14 protein-coding genes are annotated in these 13643 nt (G+C 60.7%); 1 reads left to right on the top strand and 13 read right to left on the bottom strand.

Annotation, left to right across the window (positions count from 1 at the left end; genetic code table 11):
- Positions 1 to 40: 40 nt before the first annotated feature.
- The 7 genes from AU074_RS13690 to flhA form a co-directional block, all read right to left on the bottom strand.
- Complete coding sequence (locus tag AU074_RS13690) at positions 41 to 2260, bottom strand: chemotaxis protein CheA (RefSeq protein WP_076015162.1); 2220 nt, start codon at positions 2258 to 2260, stop codon at positions 41 to 43.
- Positions 2261 to 2271: 11 nt separating this feature from the next.
- A complete protein-coding gene (locus AU074_RS13685; RefSeq protein WP_063028114.1) occupies positions 2272 to 3060 on the bottom strand; it encodes a protein phosphatase CheZ in 789 nt (262 codons plus the stop codon).
- An 18-nt stretch (positions 3061 to 3078) separates the two neighbouring features.
- A complete protein-coding gene (locus AU074_RS13680; protein WP_005790040.1) occupies positions 3079 to 3453 on the bottom strand; it encodes a chemotaxis response regulator CheY in 375 nt (124 codons plus the stop codon).
- A 170-nt stretch (positions 3454 to 3623) separates the two neighbouring features.
- Complete coding sequence (gene fliA / locus AU074_RS13675) at positions 3624 to 4364, bottom strand: RNA polymerase sigma factor FliA (RefSeq protein ID WP_076015161.1); 741 nt, start codon at positions 4362 to 4364, stop codon at positions 3624 to 3626.
- A complete protein-coding gene (gene fleN / locus AU074_RS13670; protein WP_003192912.1) occupies positions 4361 to 5194 on the bottom strand; it encodes a flagellar synthesis regulator FleN in 834 nt (277 codons plus the stop codon). Before fleN ends, fliA begins: the two co-directional genes overlap by 4 nt.
- Before the next feature lie 105 nt (positions 5195 to 5299).
- Complete coding sequence (gene flhF / locus AU074_RS13665; RefSeq protein ID WP_017477470.1) at positions 5300 to 6616, bottom strand: flagellar biosynthesis protein FlhF; 1317 nt, start codon at positions 6614 to 6616, stop codon at positions 5300 to 5302.
- Between the two features lie 11 nt (positions 6617 to 6627).
- A complete protein-coding gene (flhA, locus tag AU074_RS13660) occupies positions 6628 to 8742 on the bottom strand; it encodes a flagellar biosynthesis protein FlhA (protein ID WP_218585839.1) in 2115 nt (704 codons plus the stop codon).
- 609 nt (positions 8743 to 9351) lie between these two features.
- On the opposite strand from flhA, the gene AU074_RS13655 reads away from it, so the two are divergent.
- Positions 9352 to 9624: a DUF6124 family protein gene (locus AU074_RS13655; protein WP_076015159.1), complete on the top strand. Its 273-nt coding sequence runs from the start codon at positions 9352 to 9354 to the stop codon at positions 9622 to 9624.
- Between the two features lie 169 nt (positions 9625 to 9793).
- Here the strand turns inward: AU074_RS13655 and flhB are convergent, their stop codons facing one another.
- Genes flhB through fliN form a run of 6 tightly spaced genes read right to left on the bottom strand, consistent with a single transcriptional unit; the run spans position 9794 to position 13643 of the window.
- Positions 9794 to 10930 carry a flagellar biosynthesis protein FlhB gene (gene flhB, locus AU074_RS13650; protein ID WP_063028108.1) on the bottom strand — a complete coding sequence of 379 codons (1137 nt, stop codon included), beginning with the start codon at positions 10928 to 10930 and terminating at the stop codon, positions 9794 to 9796.
- A 3-nt stretch (positions 10931 to 10933) separates the two neighbouring features.
- Positions 10934 to 11710: a flagellar biosynthetic protein FliR gene (fliR, locus tag AU074_RS13645; protein WP_076015158.1), complete on the bottom strand. Its 777-nt coding sequence runs from the start codon at positions 11708 to 11710 to the stop codon at positions 10934 to 10936.
- Between the two features lie 13 nt (positions 11711 to 11723).
- A complete protein-coding gene (gene fliQ, locus AU074_RS13640; protein WP_003214552.1) occupies positions 11724 to 11993 on the bottom strand; it encodes a flagellar biosynthesis protein FliQ in 270 nt (89 codons plus the stop codon).
- 3 nt (positions 11994 to 11996) lie between these two features.
- Positions 11997 to 12740 carry a flagellar type III secretion system pore protein FliP gene (fliP, locus tag AU074_RS13635; RefSeq protein WP_003214554.1) on the bottom strand — a complete coding sequence of 248 codons (744 nt, stop codon included), beginning with the start codon at positions 12738 to 12740 and terminating at the stop codon, positions 11997 to 11999.
- Positions 12740 to 13174, bottom strand: coding sequence for a flagellar biosynthetic protein FliO (gene fliO / locus AU074_RS13630; protein WP_076015157.1), 435 nt, complete (start codon positions 13172 to 13174; stop codon positions 12740 to 12742). Before fliO ends, fliP begins: the two co-directional genes overlap by 1 nt.
- A gap of 1 nt (position 13175) precedes the next feature.
- Entirely contained in the window at positions 13176 to 13643 is a 468-nt protein-coding gene (gene fliN / locus AU074_RS13625) for a flagellar motor switch protein FliN (RefSeq protein ID WP_076015156.1), read from the bottom strand.

Raw genomic sequence — 13643 nt, 5'->3', positions numbered from 1 at the left:
GTTAGGCCGGGCGAGGGACAACCGCCCTGCCCGGGCCGAATCAAATACGCCGTGCGGCGTAACGCTTGAGCATGCTCGGAACATCCAGAATCAGCGCGATCCGACCGTCACCGGTAATGGTCGCACCCGACATGCCCGGGGTTCCCTGCAGCATTTTGCCCAAAGGCTTGATGACCACTTCTTCCTGGCCCACCAGTTGATCGACGACAAAGCCGATACGCTGGGTGCCCACGGAAAGAATCACCACATGGCCTTCGCGCTGCTCTTCATGCTTGGCCGAAGCCACCAGCCAGCGCTTGAGGTAGAACAGTGGCAACGCCTTGTCGCGCACGATCACCACTTCCTGGCCGTCCACCACGTTGGTGCGCGACAGGTCGAGGTGGAAGATTTCGTTGACGTTGACCAGCGGGAAGGCGAACGCCTGGTTGCCCAGCATCACCATCAGGGTCGGCATGATCGCCAGGGTCAACGGCACCTTGATGACGATCTTCGAGCCCAGGCCCTTGGTCGAGTAAATGTTGATCGAGCCGTTGAGCTGGCTGATCTTGGTCTTCACCACGTCCATGCCCACGCCACGGCCCGACACGTCGGAAATCTCGGTCTTGGTGGAGAAGCCCGGGGCGAAGATCAGGTTGTAGCACTCGGTGTCGGTGAGACGGTCGGCGGCGTCCTTGTCCATCACGCCACGCTTGACCGCGATGCCCCGCAGGATATTCGGGTCCATGCCTTTGCCGTCATCGGTGATCGACAGCAGGATATGGTCGCCTTCCTGTTCGGCCGCCAGGATCACTTTGCCCAGGCGGTTCTTGCCCGAAGCTTCACGCTCTTCCGGGGACTCGATGCCGTGGTCGACGGCGTTGCGCACCAAGTGGACCAGCGGGTCGGCCAGTGCCTCGACAAGGTTTTTGTCGAGGTCGGTTTCTTCACCCACCAGTTCCAGGTTGATCTCTTTCTTGAGCTGGCGTGCCAGGTCGCGAACCAGACGCGGGAAGCGGCCGAAGACTTTCTTGATCGGCTGCATCCGGGTCTTCATGACAGCGGTTTGCAGGTCGGCGGTGACCACGTCGAGGTTCGACACGGCCTTTTGCATGGCCTCATCGCCGCTGTTCAGGCCCAGGCGCACCAGGCGGTTACGCACCAGCACCAGTTCGCCGACCATGTTCATGATGTCGTCCAGGCGCGCGGTATCAACCCGCACGGTGGTTTCGGCTTCACTGGCTGGTTGCTTGTCCGGAGCCGGAGCAGCAGAGGCACGCGCGGGTGCTGGGGCCGGTGCAGGTTTTGCAGCCACCGGTGCAGCGGCCTTGGCGGCCACCGGGGCCGGCGTTGCAACCGCAGTGGCCGCTGTAGCAGCCGGTGCAGCAGCGCCGGCCACTTCGGTGAACTTGCCCTTGCCATGCAGTTCATCCAGCAGGGCTTCGAACTCGTGATCGGAGATCAGTCCATCGGCAGCCGGTGCAGCGGCAGCAGCAGCGGGTGCTGCAGGTGCAGCGACTGCTGCAGCAACTTCCGGCAGTGCATCGGCAGCAAACGAGCCTTTGCCATGCAACTGGTCCAGCAACGCTTCAAATTCGTCATCGGTGATTTCGTTGCTGGCAGGCGCCGCGGCTTCCGTAGGCGCTGGCGCTGCGGCCACCGCGTCCGGGGCAAACTGGCCCTTGCCGTGCAACTGGTCGAGCAATGACTCGAACTCGGCGTCGGTAATGTCTTCAGTGGTCGGCACCATGGCCGGCGCACTGGCCGCCGGAGCTTCGGCTTCGGCCTTGACGGCATTCAGCGAGTCCAGCAGTTGTTCAAATTCGCTGTCGGTCACGTCGCCCGCAGGCTCGGCGACAGGCTCAGCCACCGCTTCAACCACCGGCGCATTGGCCGCAGGTTCTGCCAGGCGCGCCAGGGCGGCCAGCAGTTCCGGGGTGGCGGCCGTGATCGGTGCACGTTCGCGCACTTCACTGAACATGCCGTTGACCGCGTCCAGCGCTTCCAGGATCACGTCCATCAGTTCCGAGTCGACGTGCCGCTCACCCTTGCGCAGGATGTCGAACACGTTCTCGGCGATGTGACAGCACTCCACCAGCTCGTGGAGCTGGAGGAAGCCGGCGCCCCCTTTTACAGTGTGAAAACCGCGAAAAATTGCATTGAGCAGGTTCGCATCATCCGGTCGGCTTTCCAGCTCGACCAGTTGTTCGGACAGTTGCTCTAAAATTTCGCCGGCCTCTACAAGGAAATCCTGAAGGATTTCTTCATCGGCGCCGAAGCTCATGGGTGTGCTCCTTAGAAGCCTAAACTGGACAGCAAATCGTCTACGTCGTCTTGCCCGGATACAACGTCTTCACGTTTATCGGCATGAATCTGCGGACCTTCACCCTTGGCGAGGTGTTTTTGTGGATCTTTTTCAGAAAGGATCGCTTCGCGGTCATGTTCGATGCCGGCAAACCGGTCGACCTGGCCCGCCATCAACACCAGTTTGAGCAGGTTGCTTTCCACTTCGGTGACCAGTTGGGTCACGCGCTTGATCACCTGACCGGTGAGGTCCTGGTAGTCCTGGGCCAGCAGAATGTCATTCAGGTTGCTGGAAACCGTGCGGTTTTCCTGCTCGCTGCGGGACAAAAAGCCCTCGACCCGACGCGCCAGTTCACGAAACTCTTCAGCGCCCACTTCCCGACGCATGAACCGGCCCCAGTCAGTGCTCAGGGCCTTGGCTTCACTGGCCATACCGTTGACCAGAGGCGTGGCGTTTTCCACCAGGTCCATGGTGCGGTTGGCCGCCGCCTCAGTCAGCCTGACCACATAGGACAGGCGTTCGGTGGCATCCGTGATCTGCGAGATTTCTTCGGCCTGGGGCATGTGCGGGTCAATCTGAAAATTGACAATCGCACTGTGCAACTCACGCGTGAGCTTGCCCACTTCCTGGTACAGGCCGCGGTCACGGGTCTGGTTGAGCTCATGGATTAACTGCACCGCGTCACCGAACTGGCCTTTTTCAAGGCTTTCGACAAGTTGGTGGGCATGTTTTTTCAGGGTCGACTCGAAGTCGGCCTGCGATGATTCTTTATGCTCCATAGCTCCCCCGTGGCAGCATCAATGACCGATGCGTTCGAAGATCTTTTCGATCTTCTCTTTCAAGGCCAGTGCAGTGAATGGCTTGACCACGTAGCCGTTAACCCCGGCTTGGGCGGCTTCGATGATCTGTTCACGCTTGGCTTCAGCGGTCACCATCAGCACAGGCAGGCTGCGCAGTTTTTCATCCGCGCGCACGTGGCGCAGCAGATCGATACCGGTCATGCCCGGCATGTTCCAGTCCGTTACCAGAAAGTCGATGCTCCCGCTGTTGAGGATCGGAATCGCCGTAATGCCGTCATCCGCCTCGACCGTGTTAGTGAACCCAAGGTCACGCAACAGGTTTTTTATGATCCGCCGCATCGTTGAGAAGTCATCAACGATGAGGATTTTCATGTTCTTGTCCAATTCGACCTCCAAGCAGTCTTAAACGCGCCCAGCACCTGGGCGCGCCATATCAATCAACAGGCGTTACACAAAAAGGACTTCCGGGGGCGCACCACGGGCCAAGCCCGTCCGGGCGCAGCGCCTGGACGGTATCGTTCGCAGTGTCCCCACACTGCCTGTCAGCGCGCTCGCCACTCTCCCAAACGCCCCCGCAAGCGGGCCGCGCACTGGCTGTGTAACTGGCTGACTCGCGATTCGCTGACTCCCAGGACCTCACCGATTTCCTTGAGGTTCAGCTCTTCGTCGTAGTACAGCGCCAACACCAGTCGCTCACGCTCCGGCAAATTGGCAATCGCGTCCGCCAGCGCAGTCTGGAAGCGTTCATCTTCCAGATCGCGTGACGGTTCGAGATGAGCACTCGCGCCGTCCTCGTGCAGCCCTTCATGTTCGCCGTCCTGCAAAAGGTCGTCGAAACTGAACAGGCGGCTGCCCAAGGTATCGTTCAAAATCCCGTAGTAATCGTCGAGACTCAATTGGAGTTCGGCCGCAACTTCGTGATCTTTAGCGTCGCGACCGGTTTTTGCTTCAATTGAGCGAATTGCGTCACTTACCATGCGCGTATTGCGGTGTACCGAACGCGGCGCCCAATCACCTTTACGCACTTCATCGAGCATGGCCCCACGGATACGAATACCCGCGTATGTCTCGAAACTTGCGCCCTTGCTCGCATCGTATTTGGTCGACACTTCGAGCAAGCCGATCATCCCGGCCTGGATCAAGTCTTCGACCTGGACACTGGCGGGCAGGCGCGCCAGCAAGTGATAGGCAATGCGCTTGACCAGGGGCGCATAGCGCTCGATCAATTCGACTTGACTGTCACGTGCCGACTTCTTGTAAAGGTTGTAGCCGCTGGATGTCATAGCACCGGTCCTGCGCTCGTCTGATGCACCAATCGCTCGACGAAAAACTCCAGATGCCCACGCGGGTTGGCGGGCAACGGCCAGGTATCGACCTTCTGGGCAATAGCCTTGAACGCCAATGCGCACTTCGAACGAGGGAACGCTTCATAGACCGCACGCTGCTTTTGCACGGCCTTGCGTACGCACTCGTCGTAGGGAACTGCGCCAACGTATTGTAAGGCGACATCGAGGAAGCGATCTGTGACCTTGGTCAACTTGGCGAACAGATTCCGCCCTTCCTGCGGGCTTTGGGCCATGTTGGCCAGCACGCGGAAGCGGTTCATGCCGTAGTCGCGGTTGAGCAGTTTGATCAGCGCGTAGGCGTCGGTGATCGAGGTCGGTTCGTCGCACACCACCAGCAACACTTCCTGGGCTGCTCGCACGAAGCTGACCACGGACTCGCCGATCCCGGCGGCGGTGTCGATCACCAGCACGTCGAGGTTGTCGCCAATGTCGCTGAACGCCTGAATCAGGCCGGCATGCTGCGCCGGGCTCAGGTGCACCATGCTCTGGGTGCCGGACGCGGCCGGCACGATGCGAATCCCGCCGGGGCCTTGCAACAGTACGTCGCGCAGCTCACAGCGGCCTTCGATGACATCGGCCAGGGTATGTTTGGGCGTCAGTCCCAGCAGAACGTCAACGTTCGCCAGACCCAGGTCAGCATCCAGCAGCATGACGCGACGGCCAAGCTCTGCCAGGGCCAGGGACAAATTCACTGACACGTTAGTTTTCCCGACGCCACCTTTGCCGCCGGTCACCGCGATCACCTGTACGGGATGCATGCTGCCCATTTTATTTCTTTACCTTGTCTTGCTTAGACGCAGGCTACATGACTTGGCCGCGCGAACTGCTGGCAGACCATCGATGTAGATACTTTGCACTGTGTTCATATTGCCTCAGCCGACACGTTTGTTCGGACTGTGGTAGAGGTCAGCAAACATGTCAGCCATCGCTTCCTCACTGGGTTCTTCCTGCATTTGCACGCTGACAGCCCGGCTGACCAACTGATGACGGCGCGGCAGATGCAAATCATCCGGGATCCGCGGCCCGTCGGTCAGGTAAGCAACCGGTAATTCATGACTGATGGCCAGGCTCAATACTTCGCCCAGGCTTGCCGTTTCATCCAGTTTAGTCAGGATGCAGCCCGCCAGCCCACAGCGCTTGTAGCTGTGATAGGCGGCGGTCAATACCTGCTTCTGGCTGGTGGTAGCAAGTACCAAATAGTTTCTGGATTTGATCCCGCGCCCGGCCAGGCTTTCCAGCTGCATGCGCAGGGCCGGGTCGCTGGCTTGCAGGCCGGCGGTGTCGATCAGCACCACGCGCTTGCGCAGCAGTGGGTCGAGGGCGTTGGCCAGGGACTGGCCCGGGTCGACGTGGGTCACCGGCACATTGAGAATGCGGCCCAGGGTCTTGAGCTGTTCCTGGGCGCCAATGCGGTAGCTGTCCATGCTCACCAGCGCAATGTTCTGTGCGCCGTACTTGAGCACGTAACGTGCGGCCAGCTTGGCCAGGGTGGTGGTCTTGCCCATGCCGGCAGGGCCGACCATGGCAATCACGCCGCCTTCTTCCAGGGGTTCGATTTCCGGGGTGACGATCATCCGCGCCAGGTGGGCCAGGAGCATGCGCCAGGCCTGGCGAGGTTCTTCAATTTGGGTGGTCAGTTGCAGCAGGTCGCGGGACAGCGGGCCGGACAGGCCGATGCGTTGCAGGCGACGCCACAGGTTGGCCTGTTGCGGCTGGCTGCCCTGCAACTGGTTCCAGGCCAGCGAGCCCAGCTGCACTTCCAGCAGTTCACGCAGGCCGTTGAGTTCGAAACGCATCGAGTCGAACACTCGCTGGTCTACCGCTGCCGCCGGGGCGGGCGCAGCAGGACGCGGCGGCTCAACAAAAGTCGGTTCTACCAGCGGCTCGGACGCCGTCAGCGGCAACCCGGCAAACAGCTGGCGATTGGTGGAGGCGTCGCTGTCGCCACGCATGCTCAGTTCAGCCTGGGCCGAGACAATGCGCGAAGCGGTCTTGCGCAGCTCGTCTTCCAGTTCCATGTTCGGCACACGCGGCGCCAGGGCCGAGGGCTTGTAATCGAGGGCAGCCGTCAGCTCGACACCGCCGGCAATACGGCGGTTACCGATAATCGCAGCGTCGGCGCCCAACTCATCACGCACCAGTTTCATGGCCTGACGCATATCGGCGGCGAAAAAACGCTTCACTTGCATATCCCACTACCTCAGCCGTTGGGCCCTACTGTCGCGACGATAGTCACTTGCTTATTGTCAGGAATTTCCTGGTAAGCCAATACGTGCAAATTCGGTATAGCCAGGCGTCCAAACCGCGACAACATCGCCCGGACGGGGCCAGCCACCAGCAGGATCACCGGATGGCCTTCCATTTCCTGGCGCTGCGCGGCCTCAATCAACGAACGCTGCAGCTTCTCAGCCATGCTTGGCTCCAGCAACACGCCTTCATCAGCGCCCTGCCCAGCCTTCTGAATACTATTGAGCAATATTTGTTCCAACCTTGGTTCCAAGGTGATCACAGGCAGCTCGGAGTCAAGCCCTACAATGCTTTGGACGATTGCACGCGACAATCCGACGCGCACTGCGGCCACCAGGGCGGCAGTATCTTGACTCTTGGCGGCATTGTTGGCGATAGCTTCGGCAATGCTGCGAATGTCCCGCACCGGCACCTGTTCGGCCAACAGCGCCTGCAGCACCTTGAGCAGTTGCGAGGTAGACAGCACGCCCGGCACCAGTTCTTCGGCGAGCTTTGGCGAGGCTTTGGCCAGCAATTGCAAGAGCTGCTGGACTTCTTCGTGGCCAATCAGCTCGTGGGAGTGCTTGTACAGAATCTGGTTGAGGTGAGTCGCGACCACAGTGCTGGCGTCGACCACGGTGTAGCCGAGCGACTGCGCCTGGCTGCGCTGGCTGATTTCGATCCAGACCGCTTCCAGGCCAAAAGCCGGATCTTTGGCGGTAATGCCGTTGAGCGTACCGAACACCTGGCCCGGGTTGATCGCCAACTCGCGGTCCGGGTAGATCTCGGCTTCGGCCAGGATCACCCCCATCAGGGTCAGGCGGTAGGCGCTGGGGGCCAGGTCGAGGTTGTCGCGGATGTGCACGGTGGGCATCAGGAAGCCCAGGTCCTGGGACAGCTTCTTGCGCACGCCCTTGATCCGCGCCAGCAATTGGCCGCCCTGGTTGCGATCCACCAGGGGAATCAGGCGGTAGCCGACTTCCAGGCCGATCATGTCGATCGGGGTCACGTCGTCCCAGCCCAACTCCTTGGTTTCCTGGGCCCGGGCCGGGGACGGCAGCAGTTCCTGCTGGCGTGCGACTTCCTGCTGGGCAATCACTTTGATGTTGTTTTGCTTTTTCCAGAACAGATACGCACCGCCTGCCGCCAGCGCCGCCATGCTCAAGAAGGAGAAATGCGGCATACCCGGGACGATGCCCATGATCGCCATGATGCCCGCCGCCACGGCCAATGCCTTGGGCGAAGCAAACATCTGCCGGCTGATCTGCTTGCCCATGTCTTCGGAGCCCGAAGCACGGGTCACCATGATCGCCGCTGCTGTAGATAACAACAGTGATGGCAATTGCGCCACTAAACCGTCACCGATGGTCAGCAGGGCGTAAACCTTGCCGGCGTCGCCGAAGGTCATGCCGTGCTGGAAGATGCCGACTGCCATGCCGCCGATCAGGTTGATAAACAGAATCAGCAGGCCGGCGATGGCGTCACCGCGCACGAATTTGCTGGCACCGTCCATGGAACCGTAGAACTCGGCTTCCTGGGCGACTTCAAGACGGCGGGATTTGGCCTGGTTCTGGTCGATCAGGCCGGCGTTGAGGTCGGCGTCGATGGCCATCTGTTTGCCGGGCATCGCGTCGAGGGTGAAACGCGCGCTCACCTCGGAAATCCGCCCGGCGCCCTTGGTCACTACCACGAAGTTGATGATCATCAAGATCGCAAAAACCACGATACCGACCACGTAGTTACCGCCGATCACCACCTCACCGAAGGCCTGGATCACCTTGCCTGCGGCGGCGTGGCCGTCCTGGCCGTGGAGCATCACCACCCGGGTAGAGGCCACGTTAAGCGCCAGCCGCAGCAGCGTGGCGATCAGCAGAATCGTCGGGAATACCGCGAAATCCAGCGGTCGCAGGGCGTACACACACACCAGCAGCACGACCACAGACAGCGCGATGTTGAAAGTGAAGAACACGTCCAGCAGGAACGGCGGCATTGGCAACATCATCATTGCCAGCATCACCAGCAACAACAACGGCACACCCAGATTGCCTCGCGAGAGGTCAGTCAGGGTGCCACGTGCCGTGTTGAGCATTTGAGAACGATCCACCGGTATTCCTCGTTTCCTTGAAGCAAACTTTTGACGCCGGGAGGCGTCCTGGAGGCGGTATTGCAAGAAGCCTTCCAACTTTTGCTTGAGGGAGCAGATCGGCCTCGCGGGCAGCAAAGAGCTACCGCCGTACACACATCACCTGAGGCGAGGGAGCTTGCTCCCGTTGGGCTGCACAGCAGCCCCAGAACGGCTTACGCGTTTTGCCTGAATAACCGCGATAACTTTATTTGGGGGCGCTTCGCACCCCAGCGGGAGCAAGCTCCCTCGCCACACAAGCCCGTTCGCGGGAGATGGCGAAACGTCCGACAGGTATTTAGGGTTGCTGGTGGGAAAGTCGATCTCTAGTCTTCGGGCACCGCTGCAAACGCAGCGGGCGGGCGTCGCGGCCCGAGTGAATTCAGGCGCAAAGCGCCATTGTCCGCTTTCAGTTGACGCCTTTTTATCGTCTACTGTGCGGCGCCATGGTGGCTGTGCGCGGGATACCTTCGGGTATGCCGGTTTCCTGATCCCGGTCCGCGAACCTGCGTACAGCTACCACCCAATCGCGTCGCGGCGATAAGTGGCAGCTCCATTTAATTCAGGAGCTTCACAATGATTAAACCCACACCAAATCCTCCACTCGGTTCCGAAACCAACAACTCCCCCGTCGTACTATTCACCGTCATCGACGGCATCAGCGCCGAAGACTTGCTGGTCAACCTCACCGAAACACTGGCTTCGGCCCATGCCCTGACCTGCGACTTTGCCTTTGAGCTGGAAGGATCGCGACGGGAAGGCGCGCTGGGGATTGCGCAGTTGATTGAGGTAGCGCGACTGTTGGCCGATCGGGTGCTGGATGACATAGCGCCCTCGCCTGCGATTTAAACGTTTGCCAGATGCAATTGCGGGAACGCTCAGGGGGATTTTTGTTGTTTGGGCGGACGCCTTCGCGAGCAAGCCCGCTCCCACATTTGACCGTGTACACCCGGTAGGAACGCGGTCGAATGTGGGAGCGGGCTTGCTCGCGAAGAGGCCGGCACAGGCGCTACAAAACTCAGGAATCCCGACGCAAATCCGGGGGAATCGGCAGGTCTTTGAGCGGATCCGGCCGCTTGCCCTTGCCCGCGCGGTACTGGCGGATCTGGTACACGTACGCCAACACCTGAGCCACCGCCAGGTATAACCCGGCCGGAATCTCCTGGTCCAGGTCGGTGGAGTAGAAAATCGACCGCGCCAACTCCGGCGATTCCAGCAGCAGGATGTCGTTGGCCACGGCAATCTCACGGATTTTCAATGCCGTGAAATCACTGCCCTTGGCCAGCAACATCGGCGCCCCACCCTTCTCCGGGTCGTACTTAAGCGCCACGGCATAGTGAGTCGGGTTGGTGATAACCACGTCGGCGTCGGGAACGGCAGCCATCATCTTGCGCTGGGACATCTCGCGCTGCAGCTGGCGAATCCGCTGCTTGACCTCGGGCCGACCTTCCTGGTCCTTGTGCTCGTCGCGCACTTCCTGCTTGGTCATCAGCAGTTTCTTGTGGCTTTCCCACAGCTGGATCGGCGCGTCCACCGCAGCAATGATGATCAACCCGCAGGCCATCCACAGCGAACTCCAGCCCACCACTTGCACGCTATGGATGATCGCCAGTTCGATCGGCTCGTGGGCGATGCGCAGCAGGTCGTCGATGTCGGACGACAACACCGTCAACGCCACAAACAGGATCAGGATGAACTTGGCCAACGCCTTGAGCAGTTCCACCAGGGCCTTGGTGGAAAACATCCGCTTGAGCCCGGGCCCCGGGTTCATCCGGCTGAATTTGGGCGCCATGCTGCCGGCGGCAAACAACCAGCCACCGAGGGAAATCGGCCCGATCAGTGCGGCCAGCAGCAAGGTGATCAGGATCGGTTGCACCGCCAGGATCGCGATCTTGCCGGAGTGCAGCAGGTACAGGCCCATGGCGCCCGGGCTGAGCAGCACGTCACGGGGCAGGGAGAAGTTCAGGCGCATCAACTCCATCAGGTCCAGGGCCAAACCACCGCCGTAGATCAGCAGGCCACCGGAGCCGGCGAGCATGATCGCCAGGGTGTTGAGCTCTTTGGAACGGGCAATCTCGCCCTTTTCCCGGGAGTCCTTTTTACGTTTCTCCGTGGGGTCTTCTGTTTTGTCCTGGCCACTCTCGCTCTCGGCCATGGCTTACCGCGCCCGCGCCAAGTCACGTAAGAACTGCAAGGCGTCAGTCGCCAGCGGTTGATACTGATTGAGAATGTCAGCCATGCCGACCCAGAAAATCCCCATGCCCAGCACTAGAGTCAACGGGAAACCGATAGAGAAGATGTTCAACTGCGGCGCCGCCCGGGTCATCACGCCAAAAGCGATGTTGACCACCAGCAGCGCGGTGATCGCCGGCAATACCAGCAGCAACGAGGCGCCGAGCACCCAGCTCAGGCGCCCCACCAGCTCCCAGAAGTGATTGACCACCAGCCCGCTGCCCACCGGCAAGGTGGTAAAGCTTTCGGTCATGACCTCGAACACCACCAAGTGGCCGTTCATGGCCAGGAACAGCAAGGTCACCAGCATCGTCAGGAACTGCCCGATCACCGCCACCGACACGCCGTTGGTGGGGTCGACCATGGACGCGAAGCCCATGCCCATCTGGATCGAGATGATTTGCCCGGCAATCACGAAGGCCTGGAAGAACAGCGTCAACGAGAAGCCCATCAAGGCGCCGATGATGATTTGCTCGGCGATCAGCATCAGCGCGCTGAGGTCCAGGGCATTCACCGGCGGCATCGGCGGCAACGCCGGCACAATCACCACAGTAATTGCCACCGCGAAATACAGGCGAATGCGCCGCGGCACCAGGGTGGTACCGAACACCGGCATGGTCATCAGCACCGCCGTGACCCGGAACAACGGCAGGATGAACGAGGCCACCCAGGTGCTGATCTGGGTGTCGGTCAACGCCAGCATCGAATTCACGGGGTCAGCCGATCAACTGCGGAATACTGCCGTACAGCTGCAGGATGTATTCCATGAAGGTTTGCACCAGCCACGGGCCGGCAACGATCAAGGTGATCAGCATCACCAGCAGGCGCGGCAGGAAGCTCAGGGTCTGTTCGTTGATCTGGGTCGCGGCCTGGAACATCGCCACCAGCAGGCCCACCAACAGGCTCGGCACCACCAGCACGGCGACCATCATGGTGGTCAGCCACAGGGCTTCACGAAACAGGTCGACCGCTACTTCTGGCGTCATCGTCTACACCCCACCGAAACTGCCGGCCAGGGTGCCGATAATCAGCGCCCACCCGTCCACCAACACAAACAGCATGATCTTGAACGGCAACGAAATGATCAGCGGCGACAGCATCATCATACCCATGGCCATCAGCACACTCGCCACGACGAGGTCGATGATCAGGAACGGAATGAAGATCATGAAGCCGATCTGGAACGCAGTCTTCAGCTCCGAGGTCACGAACGCCGGCACCAGAATGGTCAGCGGCGCCATGTCGGGGCTGGCGATGTCGGTACGCTTGGACAGCCGCACGAACAACTCAAGGTCGCTGGAACGGGTCTGCGACAGCATGAAGTCCTTGATAGGGCCCTGGGCCTTGTCGATCGCATCCTGGGCGGTCATTTTCTCCGCCAGGTACGGTTGCAAGGCTTGCTGGTTCACCTTGTCGAACACCGGCGCCATGATGAACAGCGTCAGGAACAACGCCATGCCGGTCAGGATCTGGTTCGACGGCGTCTGTTGCAGGCCGAGGGCCTGACGCAGGATCGAGAACACAATGATGATGCGAGTGAAACTGGTCATCAGCATCACGAACGCCGGGATGAAGCTCAGCGCGGTCATGATCAGCAGGATCTGCAGGCTGACCGAATACTCCTGCGCGCCCGCCGCGTTGGTGCCCAGAGTAATCGCCGGGATCGACAACGGGTCTGCCGCGTACGCCAGCGGCGCGGCCAGCAACAGCATGAGCGTCAATAAAACGCGCATTACTTCTTATCCTTCTGATCCTTGCCCAGCAACTCCATGAGGCGCTGGGCGAATTCCGGCGTGGCCGCTTGGGTCTGGGCCACTTCCACAGGCTGCTTGAGCACGTGCAACGGTGTGATGCGGCCGGGGGTGATGCCCAGCAGGATCTGCTCTTCGCCGACTTGCACCAGCACCAGCCGGTCCCGCGGGCCAAGGGCGCGCGAACCCACCAGCTCAATCACCTGAGCATTGCCCGGGCCGATGCGCTGTACGCGGCGCAACACCCAGGCGAGCACGAAGATCAGCCCCACCACCAACAACAAGCCCAGCACCAGCTGGGTCAGTTGCCCGCCAACGCCACTGCCGAGCGCCGGTGCGGCTGCCTGGGCGACCGGTTCTGCTGCCATTACGCTCAAGGGCAGCGTCGATAACAGTCCTACCAATGAGCGCTTCATATCAACGCAACTTCTTGATGCGTTCGCTCGGGCTGATCACGTCGGTCAGGCGGATGCCGAACTTCTCGTTGACCACCACCACTTCGCCATGGGCGATCAGCGTGCCGTTGACCAGCACGTCCAGCGGCTCGCCGGCCAGGCGGTCCAGCTCGATCACCGAACCCTGGTTGAGTTGCAGCAGGTTGCGGATGTTGATTTCTGTGCTGCCGACTTCCATGGAGATCGACACCGGGATGTCGAGGATCACGTCCAGGTTCGGACCGTCCAGGGTCACCGGCTCGTTGTTCTTCGGCACGCTGCCGAACTCTTCCATGGGAAGGCGGTTGCCCACCGGTGTGGTGGCCGCATCGGCCGCCAGCAGCGCGTCGATATCGTCCTGGCCGACATCGCCGGTTTCTTCCAGCGCAGCCGCCCACTCGTCAGCCAGGGCCTGGTCTTCGGCGGAAGTGTTTTCGTGTTCAGTAGCCAT

This window comes from Pseudomonas sp. ATCC PTA-122608 (genome assembly GCF_001952855.1).
Taxonomy (GTDB): domain Bacteria; phylum Pseudomonadota; class Gammaproteobacteria; order Pseudomonadales; family Pseudomonadaceae; genus Aquipseudomonas.
Note: the sequence above shows the minus strand (reverse complement) of the source record. Positions and strands in the feature narration are given on the sequence as shown.